Raw genomic sequence first — 19,528 nt, forward strand, 5'->3', positions numbered from 1 at the left:
AAACCTGCCGTACATAGATGATTCCGATTATTTCCCTGGGGGAAAATCAACGCTGTTCCCCCCCCCCCCCCCCCATCACAGGGGTGTACTGACGTTGCGGCTCAATCGCGGAAGCGGACAGCGCGGAGGAGAGAACCAAAACCGCCACCAAAGCCATCGTCGTCACCGTCTTCAAAACCCGACCTCGAGCCCGCCCCGAATGGTCGGAAGAACGCCCAGTGAGTTCCGAAGACTGTTGCCGAGATGCGGACCAAGACCCGCTGAAAACCCGGCTCAGAAAGACATTATTCCGCATGAGAACAGTCACAATCCCGTCCCAGGATCAATGGGCTGGGAATGATTCACGTCTTCCTGCACAGCCTCATCAATGCCTGCAACAACAGGGAAGACCATGTCTGGGGTGACCCTCAGGCTCAGAACTGCTACCTGACCGTCCGCTCGGAAGAACGTCTTGACGGCGGCCCCCCTCGCGTCGAACGCCCAGGGGGGCCGCAACGCGCCGACCGCACTGGCATTGTCGTCAACGAAAGCGATGCCACCGTCCCGGAAACCCGCGGCCTTAATACCTGCCGGAAGCGCCACCTGGAATCGATACTCCTGCGGAGCGTTTGCTGATGGCACGCTAATCAGCGTCTGCATACCATCTGCTGTCTCAAAGGTACTGAGAACAGATCCTCCTACCTCAGTAGAGCCCATCGCATTCCCGACACCATGTAAAAGGTTCGCAGGAACACCCGCGGTATCGACGACTTTGCCCGTCACCGTGCCAGGAAGGTCAAAAGAAAAATTATCATCAGACTGATCATCCGTAACTGAGTGACGAACGGTGCTCGCCTGCGCACCCGAAACCATCGCAGCGGACACGCCGCACACTCCCGCAACCGCGAGAAACACGGCCACAGCCACGAGAGCAACCCGCCCCCTCCTTAACCCATGCAATATAAGAACTCCTTCCCCAAAAGAACCAGAACGCCGGCCAGCCGACTCCGATGCGCTGAATATCCCACCCCACCACCCCCACTGCAAGAAGGAAAACCCCAAGTTTCTTGGAGGACCAGTTCGAACCGTCCCAGCCGGGGCGACAAGTCCTCCGTTTCGGGCGACAGGGAAGGATGCAGGCCCGGCTTAGCTACGGCGCGTGGTAGACCTCTCCACCAAGGGATACGACGGCCGCCCGCGCGAGCACCCCCACGAACGCGAGAGCGAGGACTCGCTTGTTTATGGCGCTGATCGTGCATCCACCGACAGACGAGGCGCTGCCTCTCATGGGGTGCCCCCAGCAGGACTCGAACCTGCAACCTACGGATTAGAAGGCCGTTGCTCTATCCATTGAGCTATAGGGGCGACCGATTTAGTCTAGGCGGTCAGCGTCCTCTCTCCAGCCAGCCGACCGCGAAGCGGGACGAGGATGCGGGGAAGCTGTCCATCGCCGAGCGGATGCGGTCCTCACTTGGGAGCACGTAAGCGTTCATCGGACGCACCTTTCTGCCCCGCCACTCGGGGCAGGCTCCAACCTGGTGCGGTTTTGTGCTGCTCGATGTACTGAGTTCCATCCATCCGGGTGCTGAAATCGAGGCTGCCACAGGGACGCTACTGCTCATGAAGTTTCGCAACGTTTTGACTCGCAGCATCGTGACAATCGATGGCAACGTTCTCCCTCGTCGTCGCAATTCCTATGGCGGCCGCCGCGAGCACCAGTGACATCGCAGCCTCAAAGATCGGTGGCGCGACCAAATCCAGCGGTTCGATTCTCACGGCCGGATCGGTGACAAGCGATGTCACGGTGGATTCGCCTGCTGAGGGCGCCACCGTGGGGACAACAGTCACACTGAGTGGAACCGGACCAAGCAGTTCTCCCATCACCGTATTGCCCAGTTATTACCCGAAAGACCAGTTCGGTTTGCCAACCGGGAGGAGCGTGACGACCGAACCCTCCGGTCAATGGTCGATCACCTTCACGAACGTCCCTGTCGACAAACAGACTTTCACGGTGCGATGGGAAAAAACCTGGAACACAGACGGTTACATTTACCGTTCTGTCACCGTCGAACCAGCTCCGATCCCGACTCCGTTGGTGTCCTGGTGTTCACCGATCTTCGTGGGGTTGGCCGCGACTGTGGCCGGTCTGGTGTGGCTCTGTCGGGCGCGGTCGAGAGGCTGGCGCTTTCGTCGTGGATCTCCCGCTTACACACATAGTCTTCGCCCTTGATAGGATCCCGATCCTCCTGACCGGACACCACCAAGGGTCGGGACAATGCTCCGATCTTCGCTGGATCCATTGACAGCCTTCTGCGGGGAGCACGTCTTCCTTGGCGAATGAGAGACGGGTGCTGGAGATCTTCTTCGCACCTCCAGCCAGCACACGCCAGACGCCGTTGACGCGCAGGCCACGGTCGATCGCACTCCGCGACCTCCTTTCCCGCAGAGACAGGACTCTCTGATCACGAGAGCACGGGTGGCCTGCGCGACAGGGACATCACCGGCGCTTGGTACTCTCCGCGCCCACCGCTGAACGTCAGGCCTGCTCGGCGTCCCCCTGGCTCGGAGTTCGGTGTCCCGCACTCACACCACCGTGCTGGATCGCTGGCCAGCACCGTCGTCGAAAGGAATACCTATGAGCCGGATCGCCGTTGTGGTCGGAACCCGACCCGAGATCGTGAAGCTTGCATTGCTCATCAAGAAGCTGGGCCCGCACGCCTGGGTCGTGCATAGTGGCCAGCATTACGACCGTGAGCTGTTCGGGCAGCTACTTTAGCAGTTCGAACTGCAACCCCCGCAGGTTTCGCTGGTGCAGCCGCCCGTTCGCTCGCGCGGCGATCAGATCGGATCGATGACGATCGCCCTCACCCACGAGTTCATGATCGACCACCCCGATGCCGTCATCGTGCAGGGAGACACCAACATCGTGAATGCGGCCGTTCAAGCGGCAAGCTACCTCGGTATACCGGTGATACACGTAGAAGCGGGCTTGCGTTCCCGCGACCGTGACATGCCGGAGGAGTCCAACCGCATCATCGCCGATGCCCTGGCCGATCGACATTGCGCTCCGACGCTCCTGAACGTGCAGAACTTTCAGAACGAGGGCATTCCCTCAACGAACATCTCTCTGACAGGAAACACCGTAGTGGAGACCGTTATGCACAACCCTCGGCCGCTCTCCGGAAACCAAGGACCGCCAGGATGTCGTTTCACCGCAAGACAACTACGTGCTCGCGACCATTCACCGGCCGGAGAACACTGACAGCGCCGACGCACTTGCCCGGGTACTGCGTGGTCTTCGGCAGATCGATTCGGAGGTGCTGTTCGTTGCGCACCCACGCACTCGCGCGGCGATCAAGAGGTTCCGGCTCGATGAGGAACTCGTCGGCATCCGCGTGATTCCCTCGGTGATTACGGCCAGTTCCTGCGACTGGCATCTCATGCGCGGCTGCTGGTCTCGGACTTCGGCGTCCTCCAAGAGGAGTGTACTGTGCTGAAGAAGCTGCTGGTCGTGGTGCGACGTTCCACGGAACGGCCCGAGTCGATGGATGCCGGGTTCGCACGGCTGGTGACGACTTCACTGGATATCGCAGAAACGGCACAGAGCATGCTCGCCGACACCGAGCTCACCAAGCGCCTGCGCGAGACGCCCTCCCCTTATGGAGACGGAACAGCTAGTGCCCGGATCGCCGATCTCGCCCTCGAACTGGCGAAGGGATGAACCTCTTCGAGCTGCCCGCGCCCACTCCGCACGGTAACCGCCCGCCAAACCAAATCCCGCGTCAGGACCATCGGATGCGAACCCGCCAACACAAGAAGAGGACCCTCGACCGTTTCGTCCGTGCCCTCGTCCTCGGGGTGGGAACGCTGGCTTGCCTGGTGATGGCGACGCACCTTGACGAGATTCAGTCGTGGGAGGCGCAGCTGACGACGATGCTACTGCGTCCGTGGACGGGGGGAACCTCGTTCTCACGTCGCGACGTCTACTTCGTGCCGATTGGCTCCACAGGAATCATCGGATTCCAGGTCACCCCAGAATGCTCCGTGGCCCTGATGGGCCTGCCCTTGCTGATTGTTTCAGTCATCATCCTGCAGTTCCCCCGAGTGCAGTGGACTTGCTGGTGTCTCGGTACAGCAGCAACCGCGCCGATCATCCTGGTCGCCAACCAGGTGCGCTTGCTCACCGTTGTGGCGTTCACTGTCTCGTGGGCGCACAACGGCTATGAGATCGTCGGCACCGTGATCGGGTTGGCTGGCTTTGTGGCGGCGCTCCTCGTTCTCGTCGGTGTCACCACCCGGCGCAGAGAGGCCGCACCAACGCCCGAACGGAGACGGTCTTGGCCGTGACGAAGACGAGCGCTCGCACGTGACGGGTCCGCTCTGATGACTCTTGCGTTGGGCAGCGTCTCCACGTTTCTTGTCGTGACCTTACTCTCCTACGTCATCCTTATCTCGTTCTCTTTCATGCGGCTTAATCGGGAGAGACCTGGAGACGCCGGGACCTTCCAATGGCATCTGTGCATCCCCTGCCGAGACGAAGGCGCCGTGATCGGCACGACGATTGAACGAGCACGCAAAACCTTCCCTGATGTACACATCTGGGTCATTGATGACGATAGCGATGACGACACCCTCGCGATCGCGCAAAGGTGGGCGATCAAGCACCCCCAGGTGCATGTGGTCGCTCGCCGCCGCCCCGCCGCCCGTCTCGGAAAAGGAGCCGCGCTGAACGCCGCCTACCGTCTGCTGGACGCATGGCTCCCTTCGTCTACCGACCGTCATCGTGTGCGTGCTCGATGCGGACGGCGTGATGGCCCGGAACGCATTCGCTGCGGTGAGTGGCGACAACGCCTTCGGCGACGATTGCGTCGGCGCAGTTCAGATCTCGGTGTGGATGAAGAACCGAACAGACACCCGCCCGCTTCCCCAAGCCGGCCGAGTGCGCAATGCTTTCGCCCGGTACCTCATCCGAATGCAGGATCTGGAGTTTCGGTCCGTCATCGTTGGCATGCAAGCCTTTCGTGGACGCACCGGCACGGTGAGCCTGGGTGGCAACGGCCAGTTCACCCGGCTTTCCGCCCTCGATGTTATCGATCAGCGATATGGCGAGCCCTGGCACGGTTCCTTATTGGAGGACTATGAACTTGGTGTGCACGTTATCCTCGCCGGCTACAAGATCCGACACATCGACGAGACGCATGTCTCGCAGGAAGCGCTGCCCTCACTGCGGCGTTTGCTGACCCAGCGCACCAGATGGACCCAGGGAAACATCCAATGCCTGAAATACATCCATCAGATCATTCGATCACCACGTTTCCAGTCCGCAGGCGTTCTCTAGAGCTGCTACTACCTCCTCCTCCCGTTCATGCAGATGCTGGGCATGCTGGTATGGGCGACTTTCCTCATTCTGAGCACGGCGCCGGCGTTCCAACACCTCACCTCGTCGACCTTCTCCGCCGTGAACGCGGTGGAATTCTGCATTCTCATCTGCATAGTGGGTGTCAGCCCCTTCGCGATATGGGGTTTGCTGTACAAGATCCGCTGCGACAAGCCCATCTCCTGGCCCACCGCCGCTCTCTACGGAATCGGACACTGGGTATATGTCGGCCAGATCTACATCACCCTATGCCGCGCTTTCTGACGCATCGCAACACGACGAAATGGATGGTTGAAAACCTGCAGAAACGAAGAGAACCTCACAGCCAGCCCCATCGCAAAAGACTACTAAAAAAGCTGAATACGATCGGTTTCTCCGAAATGTCGCCATGTTCTTATTCAAAAATGAGTTGAATATCCTGACTCAGGCCGTACGCGATGGGCGCTCCGCTCAAATCCTGGCGACTTCGGGGATGGGGGCGAGCACCGTTCTCAGCCGGTTGGTGAAACAGCTTGAGGCCGAGGGATACGCGGTCATTCGTTTCAACGGCAGGTCCTACGCCGTGGACATCGATTTCTTTCCGTTCTATGAAGCGGGGATCTTCCCGGGCACTCCGAACGCAACGCGCAACGCAACGCGCACTGTGGGCGGTATCATTGACGTGATCTCTGATGATCTCATCGCTCACCAGCGCCGCGTCGTCGTTCTCGACGGAATCGATTTCATGGACGGTCCAACGCTGAGCGTTTTGCAGGCGGTGCTGCAGCGCACCGCCACACCCACAGTTTTCTCCCAGTCACGCGGATTTCACGCCCTCAAAAGCGCGAAAATCAATTACACCTTGCACCCCGGTCTGCGGGTCGAACTTCGTCCGATCAATTATGCGGCCACGGTCCTCCTCGTGCAGGAGAGTCTCGGAGGGGCACCGAGCCTGGAGATCATCTCCCAAATCTATACGAAGTCCGGGGGTATCACCGGGCTCATTCTCGCGCTCTCCAACGGAGCCCGGTTAGCGGAACTCATCACGTTGTCGAACGGCAGATGGTCTATGAGGGCTTCGAATCTCTGGAGCCCCCTCGCGGAGGCGTGGCTTGAATCTGCGATGACACCGCTCGGTCTGAACGAACTCGAAGCGCTCGAAGACCTCGCTTTCGCACATCGATCTGGAAAAAAGGCATGTGCCCTGCCTCCGCTTCCCATCCTGCGACAGCTGAAGGCGATGGGGTTCCTCACTGTGTACGGTATGCGTGAGACTGCGGCCTATGGGCTCCAGCCGCCTGCTCTGTACGACTACTTCGGCAGCACTGCCGGAGAGTCGGCACGCATCGAGAAGGGCGAGCCGGTTTCCCCAGCGGGTGCCCTGGGCGCCTTTGATTCTGTCTTCTCTTCCGTCCAGGCACATCGCAACAACATGCAGCGCGCCGCCCTCGCGACGCAGCTCGACTGGCAGCGAGAGCCCACGGTCACACGCGCGCTGGACTACCTGGGCGTGCTGATGCGCTCCCCGACAAGCGACCACGTTATCCGCGGAGTGTTCGAGCAGACCCAACTCGAGACGGCAGTCGACGCGGCCGAGGCTTTCGACTACGAGTTCCTCCGGATGACCTGGGCTCAGACCGTCCGGTACGAGTGCCCGTCGGTCGCCGCCGAGGGGCCCGATCTGGCAAATTTCCTGAGCCTGTATACGGAGTGGACCGAGACCCTAAGGATCTTTTTCGAGCTCATCATGGTGGGACCGCAGCCGGTAACGGATCGCTTCGAGAGGGTGACAAGTAGACCTTCGCGATACCAGGGTCTGATCTGCTGATCGCAACCTACGCGTACGCCAATCTGGTCGCGGGTCATTTCGACGAAGCCCACGCATGGGCCGAGAGTATCCCCTCGTCGCGCTTGCACGTCGTCAACCGGTGCCGTAGCTTCGTCCGTTCCCTCGTCCGCTTCGGCCGCGGCGACACCCCGGCGGCGCTGTCCGCCAGCCAAGAGTCGCTCGACGAAGCGCTGGCCCTGCTGGACCACAGCGCGATCCTGCTGCATTCGTACGTTCGCGTGCTCGCCCTCCTCGATTCCGGTCGGTGGAGGGAGGCACTCAAGATCATCGATCAGGCCCTTGCCTACGGAGCGCCCAGCCCCATCGAAGCCGGCCTCTATAAAGCTCTTCTGCACGGTGGGGCGTTCCTCAACGGCCTGGCGCACGCGGCGCATGTACTCCTCGCCGTCGATCGCACCACGGGCCTCGTCGGTCAGGTTCTCGACGTCCTCACGGTTGGGCTCCCAACCCTCGTGCCATGCGGACGCGAGAGACTGGCGCACCGCGTTCCGCTGCACGTCGTCGAGCTGCACGAACAGCTCGGGCCAACGGTCCTCGACGTCAAACGTCTGCATGATGGGCTCCCTTCTCGCGGGCTCTCGATTCCATTCGACCGCGCATCCCGAAAACGGTCTATCGAATGTTTCGGGCCGAATCGGTTTCGGGTCTGGGTTTCGGGACGGGAATCGTCGGCGTGTCGACGTCGGCGCCGACGTCGACCGAGCCGTCCCGCAAACGATCGTTATCGGGGCAAGCAGACCGGTGTACCTTGATTCGCTCTGGGTTTTGTTCTGTTTTTTTCTTTTGGAGGATGGAGTTATGCCCGGATCGTATCCGGACGAGTTCCGTCAGCGTGCGCTGCGGATGCTGAGTGAGGCTCGCTCTGATCACAAGACCGATCACGCTGTGATCAAGCACGTCGCTGGGAAGCTCGGTGTGAACGCTGAGACGCTTCGGCTGTGGAAGAAACGCCTTGACGTTGACGAGGGCCGCCAGCCGGGGCCTCGAGTGAGGCGCAGGCGGAGATCAAGCGTTTGAAGAAGCAGGTCGCGGAGTTGGAGAAGGCGAACGAGATCCTCCGGTCTGCGAGCGTGTTTTTCGCGACCGAGCTCGGCCGCCCCTCGTCGAGATGATCGCGTTCGTCGACAAGATGCGTGATCGTTTCGGGGTCGAGCTCGTCTGCCGTGTGATGCGGCAAGCCGAGGTGGGGTTCCTCTGTACCGCCCGCGGATACCGGGCCGCGAAAGCGCTCCCGGCGTCTGCGCGGCAGCTGCGGGACGAGCTGCTCATCCCGCAGATCGTGCGGCTGCATGCGGAGAACTACGGCGTCTACGGAGTCCGGAAGATGCACGCATTACTGCGCCGGCAGGGCTGGGTGATCGGACGCGATCAGACCGGCAGGCTCATGCGGATCGCGGGTGTTCGCGGGGTGAAACGGTCGAAGAAAGTCTTCACCACGAAACCCGACCCGACGGACGAGAAGCCCAAGGATCTCGTGCAGCGACAGTTCACCGCAGACGCGCCCCGCACGCTCTGGGTCGCCGACGTGACATATGTTACGGACGTGGTCCGGGTTCGCCTATGTCGCGTTCGTCACCGACGTGTTCTCCCGTCGCATCGTCGGGTGGAACGTCGCCTCGACACTCAAAGCCGATATCTTGCCGCTCCAAGCACTGAACATGGCCGCGTGGGCCGCGGACGGGAACCTCGACAGGCTCGTCCATCACGCAGATAGTGAGACTGTTCGTGCTGGTGTTCTCGGGGGTCCTGACCCTCACAGCGATGGACGCGCAAGGATGCTGGTGCCGCGTGTTCTCAGGGGTTCCTGACTCTCACGCCGATCGACATCTGCTGTCTTTCCACGGATCTGTCGGTCCCCTGAGAACATCCGGTGAGGCGTCACGCCTCACCGCCGGAGTGACTTAAGGAGAGCCTGCGCCAACAGGTGCTCATCACTGTCTTGTCCGCCGGTCTGGTGGTGCGCGGTGCCGTTCCCCGCCCATGCGAACAGATCGGAGCACGACATGACCATCATCCCCGACACCGGCAAGCAACCTCAATCACGAACGTCGGTGTTCGCCGGCGTCGACACCCATAAGGAGATCCACGTCGCCGCGGTCGTCGACGAGACCGGGACAATCCTCGGAACCCACAGCTTCTCCACGACTCGCGCGGGTTATCGGGCCCTGCTGGCATGGGTGCGCAGTCAAGGCGCGTTGGTGCGGATCGGAATCGAAGGGACGGGCTCCTACGGCGCTGGCCTCGCCCGGCATCTCGCGAAGAACGAGGTGACGATCCTCGAGGTCGACCGGCCGGATCGGTCAGACCGACGCCGGAAAGGGAAAGACGATGACCTGGACGCGATCAATGCCGCCCGCGCCGCACTGCACGAGCGCCGTACAACGATCCCGAAGTCCAAGGACGGCGCGGTCGAGGCCCTGAGAATCCTGCGGGTTGCGCGAGCCCAGGCGGTCCGTGAACGCCGCAACACATTGCAGCTGCTGCGGATGTCGATCGTCGCCGCACCCGACGAGGTTCGTGACCAGGTACGCAACCTCACCCGTATGCAGCTGATCCGCCATCTCGCTGCCTGGCGTCCTGACACCTCGAACGCGACCGATCCCGTTGTCGCCTACCGGGTCGCGTTGAAGTCGTTCGGCCGCCGCTATATCGAGCTCACCGACGAGATCGTCGACCTTGACGACCTGATCAACCCCATCGTCGAGTCCCTCGCCCCCCAGCTACTCGAACGCGTCGGAATCGGCATCGAAGTCGCCGGGCAGATGCTCGTCACCGCAGGCGACAACCCCGAGAGCATGAAGTCCGAAGCCGCGTTCGCGATGCTCTGCGGCGTCTCCCCGCTACCCGCGTCCTCCGGAATGACCCAGCGACACCGACTCAACCGTGGTGGCGACCGGCAAGCCAACCGTGCCCTCCACCTCGCCGTGATCAGCAGGCTCCGGATCGACCCGAGAACGAAGGCCTACGCAGCGAAGAAGACCGCGGAAGGCCACTCGAAGATGGAGATCATCCGTTGCCTCAAGCGATACCTCGCCCGCGAGGTCTACTTCCTCCTCAACCCCGGCATCAAACACATCGCCCCGAATACCAAACCGAGGAAAATCGCCGCTTGACTCTTAGGAGAGCATCCGCGGCAGCCAATTCCGAAGCCGGAAAGCCCTCCGGACGCTGGCCCACCATGGCCTGGTCGGCTCGATGGGACGTGTCGGCGCCGCTGGCGACAACGCCGCCATGGAGTCGTTCTGGTCGCTGCTGCAAACCAACGTCCTCAACCAGCGCCGATGGGCGACCCGTCAGGAACTGCACCTGGCGATCGTGCTCTGGATCGAGCGGAAATACCACCGGCAGCGAAGCCAAGACACCCTCGGCGGGTTGAAGCCCATCGAGTTCGAAGCCAAGCTACCCCTAACGCCACGAACACTCGCGGCCTAAACCCAACCTGTCACCAAATCGTTCCTCACGCCCGATAGATGCAGGCGATGTCGACGATCGCGCTCATTATCGTCGCCACGCTGTTCGCGTTCCGCGCTCCATCAATGGTGCATAGTACACGCGGACGACCCGCTTGGCTCGCTTCCGGCTATGCGATCACAGGCCTTTTGACCTTGGGGTTCGTTGTGCCACTGAACGCGATCGACGCACTGCTGGCGGGAGACAACAACTGGGCACTTGCGGAAGCGATATCCGCAACATGCGCGTTCTGATGCATGTTGCGCGCGATGGAACAGTTGACGCGCCAGACGTCATCTCGAATCGCAGTCACCTTTCCCGTGATGCTTGTCGCAACCGTCACGATCCTGTTCTTCGCGATCAAGGATCGAGGCGGAACTTCGCAGGATTTCGTCATAGAGCGGATCACTCAAACCGCGTGCTGGCTCTGTATGACCGTATATCTGATGGGCATCCTCGTGATCGCTGCTGTTTCCTTGCGAACCATCCGTGCTCGCCGAGGCTCGGCATTCTTGCCGGCTCTACAAGGTTGGCTATGTCGCTGTCATCATCGCGATGACGTCAGATGCCACCTACATGACGTTCTCCCATTTCCTGATCGGCGATCTCGAATCCCGAACACCCTTCTGGGTAGCATTCACGATATTCTTCTATCTCGGCGTCCTGCTCCTGGCTTCGGGTTTCTTCCTTGTCTTCACACGCCGAGCATTGAAGCGCCTGGACCCCCTGTGGCGTCTACGCTCAGCCCAGATGACGCTGATCGTCGGACGCGCAGAAGGCAACACTGTGGATGTCGGCTTGATCGCCGCGCTCAGATCCGCCGAACCCGTGGTCGACACTTACAACAGCATCGTCCGCATCCGCGACCTCGAAGTCTTCAACGACCTCACCCTGACGCCACGCGGGGCAGCTACGGTTGAGCGGATCGAGGGGGCGTTCGCCCGTAAGCTCGGCCAGGACCGTATCGATTCCGCCGCAGGCAACGACCGAGACCCGAACGAAAGCTTTTCTTCCCAACAAGACAAGGAGATTCGATGAACGCGATTCCACTCGTGAGCGCCGGGATCGCGGTGGCTGCAGTGGCCGGGGTAGCCTGCGCCGGGCTCGCCTACCTCGGCAGGCGGGTCGTCATGCCCCGACCGGCGAAGCTCGTCGACGCGAAGGTCAACGAGGCGGGCACGCACATCACGCTGCCGCTCACCCCGACCACACAGGCACCCGGTCAACACGGGCTCTGGCACAACACCGGGCACCTCCGCGTCGGATCGGTCACCCGACTGGACGAGATCGCCGGTGTGGTCGAGCGGGAGATCGTCCACACCACCGGACACGGTGCCGAGATGATGACCCGCGGACGGTGGTCCGGGCATGCTTTCGGCCGCGCCGAGGATGTCCACGTTGATGTCGAGGAGGTCGAGATACCGACCGAGGACGGTGCTGCGCCCGCCTGGCTCTTCCCCGGCCCCGAGAATGCGGATACCTGGGCCATCCACGTCCATGGGATCCGAACCTCACGCTTCTCCGCCCTGCGCACCGTCCCCGTCGCGCTCCAACTCGGCATGAGATCACTCGTCCCGTCGTATTACGGCGACAGCGACAACCTCGGCGACGGCGACCGCCCCTGCTACCTCGGACAACGGGAATGGAGGGATGTCGAAGCCGCACTGGACTACGCCGTCGCCCACGGCGCCCGCCGCATTATCCTCTTCGGCTGGTCGATGGGCGGCTCCATCGCTCTGCTCCTCTCCGAACGCTCACGCCACCGTGCGCTCATCTCCGGCATCGTCTTGGCCTCACCAGCCACGGACATGAGGGCCACGGTCACCGGAGCCGCCCGCGACGCCGGACTGCCCGCACCGATCGCCCGCCTCGTGCCGGTGGCGCTCGCCACCCCACCGTTGAGCCGGTGGTCCAAGCTGTCGGAACCGATCGACTTCGACGCGCTCGACTGGTCGACACCGGACCGCCTTCAGGTGCCGACACTTACCATCCACTCCGACGGAGACACCGACATCCCGATCGCGTTGACCCAGCGCTTCATCGACGCGAACCCCGATTTCGCGACCTTGGAGATCCTCGAACCTGTCCCCCACCAGCTCGAGTGGAACGCGTCACCGGAACGATTCGACCGCACGATCTCGTCTTGGCTGCACGAGCACAAGATTCTCCCGTGAACTCACCAGCCGGGTCAGCGATAGAGGTTCTGTGACAGCGAGTGCAGCGAGTCGTGGACCCAGTGGTCGGGCACATCCGCTTCGAGGAATTGCGTGCGGGTCGTGGCACCGCTGGTGACCGCGCCGAACGCGCAGAGTCCCTGAGCGGAGGCGTGATCGGTCAAGCTGTCTCCGACATAGATGCAGTCGCCGATGTCCACTCCCCACTTTGAGGACAGCAGCGCCGCTGCCTCATCGAAGACCCGTGGATCGGGCTTGTGGAACGCCGTCACGTCCGAGCCGAAGACGGCATCCACGAGACCTGCCAGACCGAGCGTCTGAAGGTCCCGCCCGGCAAGCGCCGACTCGTTCGAGGTCACGATCACGACCGGCAGCCCCCGAGAACGAGCCGATTGCAGAAACTCCGCTGCGCCCGCGCAGGCACTCGGAGGGGTCGATGACAGCAGCTCCATCAGCCCTTCGACGAACCGCGGATACGCATCCTCGGAGATCATCGGCGCGACAAGCTCCCGAAGCGGGCTCCCCCACCGCGCGTGCATCGCGCTGATGTCAGCGTCGCTTACCCCCACCGCCTCAACTCGGCATCGAGTATCGGTCGCTGCGCAACGGTCGTGGCCAGGATCGTGTCATCAAAATCAAGCAATACACCGCGGAACATAGACGGCCATACTCCCACGGATGAAACGCTCACGCCGACACGACCGACTTCGATGACAAAAGGGCAAAAGGGTGACGTCCCGTGGAGTGGTGGGGGTTCTGGCTGGGTCGCCGGCGTCGTAGACGTTGGTGAGCCATCGTGCGATGGTCAGTGAGAACCGGCTAAAGCTACTCACAAAGGACACAACGCACGATGGCTCTTGATCAGTCTGCCCTCCTCGACCATCTCGGGGAACTGAAACTCACCGACGTCACCGACCGGGTCCGGGTCGCGACCGAAACGCTCTACCAGGAGCTGATCGACGCGGAAGCGACCGCGTTCATCGGCGCTTCCCCGTTCGAACGCACCCCGGATCGAGTGACGTAGCGCAACGGCTCCCGTCCGCGAACACTCACGACGACCGCAGGGGATCTCGACCTGCGGATCCCGAAGCTGCGGACCGGGTCGTTCTTCCCCTCGCTGCTGGAGTGGCGCCGCCGGGTCGATCAGGCGTTGTTCGCGGTCGTGATGGAGGCCTACGTCCACGGCGTGAGCACGAGGAAGGTCGACGATCTGGTGAAAGCGCTCGGCGCGGACACGAGCATCTCGAAGTCCGAGGTGTCGCGGATCTGCGCGAATCTCGACGAGGACGTCGCCGCGTTCCGTGACCGCCCCCTGGCGGACACCACCTACCCGTATGTGTTTCTGGAAGCGACCTACTGCAAAGCCCGTGTCGGCCGCCGCGTCGTCTCCCAGGCGGTCGGCGTCGCGGTCGGCGTCGCCGCCGACGGGCGGCGGGAAGTGCTCGGCTTCGAGGTCGGGGAGACTGAGTCGCAGCCGTTCTGGACGACGTTCCTTCGCTCCCTCAAGGCGCGCGGTCTGGGTGGAGTGAAGCTCGTGATCAATGACGCACACACCGGACTGACCGCCGCGATCCAGACCGTGTTCGCCGGCGCCAGCTGGCAGCGCTGCCGGGTCCATTTCATGCGGAACGTGCTCATCGCGGTCCCGAAGACAGCGGGCCCGATCGTCGCGTCGATCATCCGCACGATCTTCGCGCAGCCCGACACGGAGCACGTGTTCACCCAGTTCCACGAGGTCGTCCGCATGCTGACCCGGTCGCACCCGAAAGTCGCCGACATGCTCGAAGACGCACAGGACGATCTCCTCGCGTTCTGCCAGTTCCCGTTCCAGCACTGGCGTCAGATCTGGTCGACGAACCCGTTGGAGCGCGTCAACAAGGAGATCAAACGCCGCACCGATGTCGTCGGCACGTTCCCGAACCCCGCCGCGCTGCTGCGCCTGGCCGGACACGTCCTCATCGAATAACACGACGAATGGGAAGGCGCCGACCACCGCTACTTCCCAGAGCACTCCATAGCGCTCCTACTCACCGAACCCGAAGAGGTGACCATCCCCGAACTCACCGCGGCATAATCAGAACAGCTGACCCACACAGTGTTGAGAAACTCCACCACGAAACGGGACGTCACCCGGCGCGCGGCCCTACCTGTTAGTCGCCTCCGAATATCGGCGAAAATGGCCAATCTCGCCCGTTTTCGGGGTATTGGCTGCACACCTATCTCGTGACGGGCGCGAAGCTTTGCGCGCATGCGTGGCGTTGAGACCTGTCTGAGGACAGTAGACCCGGGAGGTGCAGATGACAGAACATGCCGTTCTGCTGACGCAGCACAACCCCATAGTCTCTACAGGCACGGGGCTCGGGGTGGTGGCGAATCGCCACCACCATAAGAGAGACCCTGGTTGTGCCGAATCGGCACCACCAGGCGAAGGCTGCAGTGTTGCCAATTTGGCACTACCGCAGCCGATGCGAACCTGCTCGGTTCAGACGTTCGGCCCGAGGATGCTGTCGAGAATGTCCACGGTCACCGGATCAACCTGCTCCACCGTCACCACGTAGGACGTGCGGGTGATCTGCTCGTTCGCGTGCCCGAGCAGGCGCGAGGCGATGGTGATCCCGGCCGCACGCTCTACAAGGGTCGCGGTCGTGCGCCGGTAGATGTGGGTGGAGTATTCGTCTACATCCACGCCGAGCCGGATGAGTGCATCGCGGTTGTCGTCGTTGAACGAGCGCAGCAGTCGCTTGTAGTTGGACACGCTCATGGGCTTGCCCGTCTTCGTGGGGAACAGCAGCGCTTCCGGCCCCTTCTCCGCGAGCGCGAGACGATGACGCACCGCCTCGGCAGCGAGGGCCGGGAGGGCGACGCAGCGGCGCTGGCGGGTCCACTTGGGGGCGTCCTTGCGGCGGATGCCCTGCTCCTTGTTCTGGATGACCGTGCCGTCGATCAGGATCGTCGGCTGTGCGGTCGTCATCTCAACGTCGCAGCGGCGCAGGTCGATGCACTCCCCCACCCGGGCGGAGGTGCCGAGCATGATGTCCATGCCGTCCACGAGTGCGCGCCAGTTCGGGCGCGGCCCCATCCCTGAATCTTCTCGCCAGCGGGTCATGAGTTCGCGGATCGCGGGTACCTGCTCCGGAGTGAGCATGGCGGTCTTCTTCTCCGGCGGCAACCGGGTCACGTCCCGAACGGGATTTGTCAACATCGCGTCGTCCCGCACGACGAACCCGCAAATCAGAGACAGTACCGACCGTGCCTTTCGCGCCGCAGAGACGCCCCGGTCGCTGAGGAGGTTCTGGATGATCCGGTCACAGCGTCCGGCCGTGAGGGCGTCCAGCCGGACCCCACCACAGACGGGAACGAGGGTGAGGCGGACGGTGGTTTCGTAGTTCTCGTACGTTGACCACGAGAGCGTGCCGTTCTCGGCCCGCACCCGGATCGTGGGCAGCCACGCTTCCGCTACCTCCGCGATGGTCGAGGTGTCGGTGACGATAGCCTTCGTGTGCGTCGTCAGCGCCTTCGCACGCGCCAACAGCTCCTCACGGGCGGCTGCCTCGGTCGCGCCTTCGGCGCGGAGCTGTACCAACTCCCCCGCGTCGTTGCGCATCCGGGCTCGCGCACGCCACTTCCCGTTCGCGAGCGGTGTCGCCTGAACCTGACCAACCTCGCCTGCGGCGATCTTCGGCCTAGCCACGACGCTGCTCCCGCGCCCAGACGAGCACGTCCACACGGTCGTACTTGACGTGCCGCCCGAACTTCAACCACGGCGGGCCAGACTTCGTCAGCCGCCACCCCTCCAGCGTGCGCTCCGGCACACCCAGAAGCACCGCAACCTCGGCCTGGGTCAGGAACGCGGGCTCGACCTCGACATGCGCAACAGCTTCCATGACGGATAGGTGCGTAACCCGTACCGGCGCGAACGTGCCGGGTCGAGTGCGTACCTCGCCAACGGAAACGACCGTGAAACGCGCTCTACGCGGGTTTCTGGTCACCAACGGCCTCAACGGGCCACTCTGCGGAGTGAGGAGGAAGCTGGACTTCCTAGAGAATTCTAGCGATTCACTGCTGGGGTACCTGGACTCGAACCAAGAACAACTGAACCAGAATCAGCCGTGTTGCCAATTACACCATACCCCACCGGCTTCGGGCTCTCACCCGGGCACAAGAATCAACTTTAGCCTATCGGTGCGCCCTTCCCAAAAACAGCCGGACAGTCCGCGCGCGTCACATTGTGCCCTACAGCATGCGGGCGTCGCCGACAGCGATCCCGATGAGGTCGCGGTTCACCGCGGCGGCGACCACCGCCCCCGATCCGGCCGCGATCACAAGCTGCTGGGGGCCGGGTGCAGTCGTCTCGCCCGCCGCGTAGATACCGGGGAGCGATGTACGCCCCTGGGCATCCGTCAGCAGGCAGCCATCGGGGCCGCGGTCCAATTCGAGACCGTCGAGGAAGGCCAGCGACGGTGTCCACACCGAGCGCACGAATCCGGCGGCGCGGTCGATGAACGATCCATCCGCCAGGCGCAGACCGGTCATGACGCCCCTCTCCCCCGTGACTTCCGCGATGGGACACCGCTCGATAGCGATGCCAAGCCGGGCGAGGGCGCGCTCCTCGACCTCACCGATCCGGGCGACGCCGTTGGTGAGCACAAGGAGATCGTCGGTCCACTGACTGAGGAGCAGCGCCCGCTCGGCCAGATCGGGTGTCTCGCCGATCAGCGCCAGCGGCTCGCCGGCCTTCTCGAACGCGTCGCATTCGACGCAGCTGTGCAGTTGGGTTCCGTAGAAGGCTCGCAGGTTCACGATGCCGGGCAGAGTCTCCACGAGCCCGGTCGCGAGCACGACGTCCTCGGCCCAGGCGTCGACATCGGGAGCGCCGCTCACGCCCCGTCCGCGCACACGGTAGCCACCGCCCTCCACCTCGATCGCATCGACCTGGGCGAAGGCGATGACGGCGTTCGCGTAGCTGTCGACCTCCTCGCGGCCGAGCCGGCGCAATTCGGAGGGGGGGACGCCGTCGCGAGTCAGAAAGCCGTGCGCCTGCAGGGTAGCAGCGTGGCGGGGACGGTTGCCGTCCACGACCAGAACGCGACGGCGTGCCCGGGCGAGGTTCAGCGCGGCGCTCAGGCCGGCTGGGCCGCCGCCCACAACGATGACTTCAAAGCCGGCCGTCGTCACGGCGTTACCCGAGTGCCGCCGAGAGCCGGACAAGACGCGCGAGGGTCTCGGCCTTGCCCAGGATCGCCATGGACTCGAAGAGGGGCGGCGAGACACGGCGCCCGGAGAGGGCGACACGTAGCGGGCCGAAGGCGATACGCGGTTTGAACCCCAGCGTCTCCACGAGTGCGTCACGCAGGGTGGCCTCAATGGCCTCATGCGCCCACTCCGCCTCGGGAACCAGCTCCAGGGCGCCGATTGAGGCGGCGAGCGCTTCGCCCGCGTTGGCGGGCAGCGAGGCGCGGGCGTCATCCTCAATCGTCACGGAGGCGGCCTCGGCGAAGAGGAAGCCGAGCATCCCGGGGGTCTCGCCGAGCAGTTGCACGCGCTCCTGGACGAGCGGTGCGGCCTCGGCGAGCACTGCGCGCTGGGTCTCGGTGATCGGCTCGGTCAGCACGCCCGCGGCGACGAGGTACGGGATGGTCCGCTCCGCGAAGTCACCGACCTCCAGCAAGCGGATGTGGTCGCCGTTGATCGACTCCGCTTTCTTCTGATCGAAGCGCGCCGGGTTCGGGTTGACGTCCCCGACATCGAACGCCGCGACCATCTCGTCGATCGAGAACACATCGCGGTCATGGCTGAGCGACCAGCCGAGCAGCGTCAGATAGTTGACAAGCCCTTCCGGGATGAACCCGCGGTCGCGGTGGTGGAAGAGGTTCGACTCCGGATCGCGTTTGGAGAGCTTCTTGTTCCCCTCGCCCATGACGTACGGCAGGTGCCCGAAACGCGGGACGAAGGTGGTCACGCCTGTCTCGATGAGCGCGTGGTAGAGCGCGATCTGCCGCGGAGTCGAGGAGAGCAGGTCCTCCCCGCGGAGCACATGTGTGACGCCCATGAGCGCGTCGTCCACCGGATTCACGAAGGTGTAGAGGGGCTGCCGGTTCGGCCGCACCACGACGAAGTCGCTGAACGAACCGGCTGAGAAGGTGATCTCCCCACGCACGAGGTCGTCGAAGCTGAGGTCCTCGTCCGGCACGCGCAAGCGCAGCGCCGGCTCGCGCCCCTCAGCGCGGTGAGCGGCCTTCTGGGCGTCGGTGAGATCGCGCTCAAAGTTGTCGTAGCCGAGCTTCGGGTCGCGGCCGAGCGCGATATTGTGCGCCTCGACCTCCTCGCCCGTCGCGAAGCTCTCGTAGATGTGGCCGCTCGCCGTCAGCTTCTCGATCAGCTCGCGGTAGATGCTGGAGCGCTGCGACTGCCGGTAGGGCGCGTGCGGGCCACCGACCTCGACCCCCTCGTCCCAGTCGAGTCGCAGCCAGCGCAGCGCGTCGATGATCTGGCCGTAGCTCTCCTCGCTGTCACGCGCCGCATCCGTGTCCTCGATGCGGAAGAGGAACTTGCCACCGGTGTGCCGGGCGTACGCCCAGTTGAACAGGGCGGTGCGGATCATGCCGACGTGCGGCGTGCCGGTGGGCGACGGGCAGAACCGGACGCGGACATCCACTCCGGTCGCAGTGGAAGAGGGGTGCAGAGTGTCAGACATACCTCGGCAATCCTATCGGCGCGGCG

Annotated in this window: 18 protein-coding genes, 2 tRNA genes and 5 pseudogenes; 15 read left to right on the forward strand and 10 right to left on the reverse strand. The window is 63.2% G+C overall.

Annotated elements, in window-relative coordinates:
- Positions 1-303 precede the first annotated feature (303 nt).
- Together LXX_RS14270 and LXX_RS06395 are read right to left on the reverse strand one after the other, a co-directional pair.
- Complete coding sequence (locus tag LXX_RS14270; protein WP_141692926.1) at positions 304-906, reverse strand: hypothetical protein; 603 nt, start codon at positions 904-906, stop codon at positions 304-306.
- Positions 907-1,271: 365 nt separating this feature from the next.
- A tRNA-Arg gene (locus LXX_RS06395) sits at positions 1,272-1,344 on the reverse strand.
- A 298-nt stretch (positions 1,345-1,642) separates the two neighbouring features.
- Between LXX_RS06395 and LXX_RS14850 the strand changes: the two genes are divergently transcribed.
- From LXX_RS14850 to LXX_RS16205, 7 genes and pseudogenes are all read left to right on the forward strand, one after another.
- Entirely contained in the window at positions 1,643-2,209 is a 567-nt protein-coding gene (locus tag LXX_RS14850; RefSeq protein ID WP_011186126.1) for a hypothetical protein, read from the forward strand.
- Positions 2,210-2,614: 405 nt separating this feature from the next.
- Positions 2,615-2,755 (forward strand): hypothetical protein, encoded by a 141-nt coding sequence (locus LXX_RS15520; protein WP_218060931.1) that lies wholly within the window; start codon positions 2,615-2,617, stop codon positions 2,753-2,755.
- A 9-nt stretch (positions 2,756-2,764) separates the two neighbouring features.
- Complete coding sequence (locus LXX_RS16190; protein ID WP_256031079.1) at positions 2,765-3,241, forward strand: UDP-N-acetylglucosamine 2-epimerase; 477 nt, start codon at positions 2,765-2,767, stop codon at positions 3,239-3,241.
- Positions 3,207-3,700: pseudogene (locus LXX_RS16195) on the forward strand (UDP-N-acetylglucosamine 2-epimerase). Before LXX_RS16190 ends, LXX_RS16195 begins: the two are co-directional and overlap by 35 nt.
- Before the next feature lie 161 nt (positions 3,701-3,861).
- Positions 3,862-4,326, forward strand: a complete 465-nt coding sequence (locus tag LXX_RS12680) for an exosortase/archaeosortase family protein (protein WP_223227756.1) — start codon at positions 3,862-3,864, stop codon at positions 4,324-4,326.
- A gap of 117 nt (positions 4,327-4,443) precedes the next feature.
- Positions 4,444-4,662, forward strand: a pseudogene (locus tag LXX_RS16200) (glycosyltransferase); the annotation flags it as partial.
- A gap of 106 nt (positions 4,663-4,768) precedes the next feature.
- Positions 4,769-5,317, forward strand: coding sequence for a glycosyltransferase family 2 protein (locus LXX_RS16205; RefSeq protein WP_256031053.1), 549 nt, complete (start codon positions 4,769-4,771; stop codon positions 5,315-5,317).
- 8 nt (positions 5,318-5,325) lie between these two features.
- Here the strand turns inward: LXX_RS16205 and LXX_RS15525 are convergent, their stop codons facing one another.
- Positions 5,326-5,547, reverse strand: coding sequence for a hypothetical protein (locus LXX_RS15525; RefSeq protein ID WP_223227602.1), 222 nt, complete (start codon positions 5,545-5,547; stop codon positions 5,326-5,328).
- 197 nt (positions 5,548-5,744) lie between these two features.
- On the opposite strand from LXX_RS15525, the gene LXX_RS06415 reads away from it, so the two are divergent.
- Complete coding sequence (locus tag LXX_RS06415; RefSeq protein WP_011186128.1) at positions 5,745-7,163, forward strand: hypothetical protein; 1,419 nt, start codon at positions 5,745-5,747, stop codon at positions 7,161-7,163.
- A 437-nt stretch (positions 7,164-7,600) separates the two neighbouring features.
- On the opposite strand, the pseudogene LXX_RS14855 reads toward LXX_RS06415, so the two are convergent.
- Positions 7,601-7,738: pseudogene (locus LXX_RS14855) on the reverse strand (hypothetical protein); the annotation flags it as partial.
- A gap of 614 nt (positions 7,739-8,352) precedes the next feature.
- On the opposite strand from LXX_RS14855, the gene LXX_RS16670 reads away from it, so the two are divergent.
- From LXX_RS16670 to LXX_RS06455, 6 genes and pseudogenes are all read left to right on the forward strand, one after another.
- Positions 8,353-8,898: an IS3 family transposase gene (locus LXX_RS16670; RefSeq protein WP_223227757.1), complete on the forward strand. Its 546-nt coding sequence runs from the start codon at positions 8,353-8,355 to the stop codon at positions 8,896-8,898.
- A 289-nt stretch (positions 8,899-9,187) separates the two neighbouring features.
- The gene (locus tag LXX_RS06435) at positions 9,188-10,297 is read left to right on the forward strand and encodes an IS110-like element ISLxx2 family transposase (protein WP_011185382.1); all 1,110 of its coding nucleotides are present in this window, start codon (positions 9,188-9,190) and stop codon (positions 10,295-10,297) included.
- A gap of 10 nt (positions 10,298-10,307) precedes the next feature.
- A pseudogene (locus LXX_RS06440) lies at positions 10,308-10,616 on the forward strand (integrase core domain-containing protein); the annotation flags it as partial.
- Between the two features lie 47 nt (positions 10,617-10,663).
- On the forward strand, positions 10,664-10,888 hold the full coding sequence (locus tag LXX_RS14285) for a hypothetical protein (protein WP_141692929.1): 225 nt from the start codon (positions 10,664-10,666) through the stop codon (positions 10,886-10,888).
- 235 nt (positions 10,889-11,123) lie between these two features.
- On the forward strand, positions 11,124-11,672 hold the full coding sequence (locus tag LXX_RS06450) for a hypothetical protein (protein WP_041767536.1): 549 nt from the start codon (positions 11,124-11,126) through the stop codon (positions 11,670-11,672).
- A complete protein-coding gene (locus LXX_RS06455) occupies positions 11,669-12,808 on the forward strand; it encodes an alpha/beta hydrolase (protein WP_011186132.1) in 1,140 nt (379 codons plus the stop codon). Before LXX_RS06450 ends, LXX_RS06455 begins: the two co-directional genes overlap by 4 nt.
- A 14-nt stretch (positions 12,809-12,822) precedes the next feature.
- Here LXX_RS06455 and LXX_RS06460 read toward each other — a convergent pair whose 3' ends face one another.
- On the reverse strand, positions 12,823-13,347 hold the full coding sequence (locus LXX_RS06460; RefSeq protein ID WP_223227758.1) for an HAD family hydrolase: 525 nt from the start codon (positions 13,345-13,347) through the stop codon (positions 12,823-12,825).
- A gap of 311 nt (positions 13,348-13,658) precedes the next feature.
- On the opposite strand from LXX_RS06460, the pseudogene LXX_RS06465 reads away from it, so the two are divergent.
- Positions 13,659-14,882 (forward strand): annotated as a pseudogene (locus tag LXX_RS06465) (IS256 family transposase).
- A gap of 408 nt (positions 14,883-15,290) precedes the next feature.
- Here LXX_RS06465 and LXX_RS06470 read toward each other — a convergent pair.
- The 5 genes from LXX_RS06470 to gltX all read right to left on the reverse strand — a co-directional run bounded on the left by LXX_RS06470 (position 15,291) and on the right by gltX (position 19,502).
- A complete protein-coding gene (locus LXX_RS06470) occupies positions 15,291-16,499 on the reverse strand; it encodes a tyrosine-type recombinase/integrase (protein ID WP_011186136.1) in 1,209 nt (402 codons plus the stop codon).
- Positions 16,492-16,692 (reverse strand): helix-turn-helix domain-containing protein, encoded by a 201-nt coding sequence (locus LXX_RS06475; protein ID WP_011186137.1) that lies wholly within the window; start codon positions 16,690-16,692, stop codon positions 16,492-16,494. Before LXX_RS06475 ends, LXX_RS06470 begins: the two co-directional genes overlap by 8 nt.
- A gap of 178 nt (positions 16,693-16,870) precedes the next feature.
- A tRNA-Gln gene (locus LXX_RS06480) sits at positions 16,871-16,942 on the reverse strand.
- A 99-nt stretch (positions 16,943-17,041) separates the two neighbouring features.
- Positions 17,042-17,983 carry an NAD(P)/FAD-dependent oxidoreductase gene (locus LXX_RS06485; protein ID WP_011186138.1) on the reverse strand — a complete coding sequence of 314 codons (942 nt, stop codon included), beginning with the start codon at positions 17,981-17,983 and terminating at the stop codon, positions 17,042-17,044.
- A 4-nt stretch (positions 17,984-17,987) separates the two neighbouring features.
- Positions 17,988-19,502: a glutamate--tRNA ligase gene (gene gltX / locus LXX_RS06490; RefSeq protein WP_041767537.1), complete on the reverse strand. Its 1,515-nt coding sequence runs from the start codon at positions 19,500-19,502 to the stop codon at positions 17,988-17,990.
- Positions 19,503-19,528 lie beyond the last annotated feature (26 nt).

The sequence above is a fragment of the Leifsonia xyli subsp. xyli str. CTCB07 genome, from assembly GCF_000007665.1.
Classification (GTDB): domain Bacteria; phylum Actinomycetota; class Actinomycetes; order Actinomycetales; family Microbacteriaceae; genus Leifsonia; species Leifsonia xyli_C.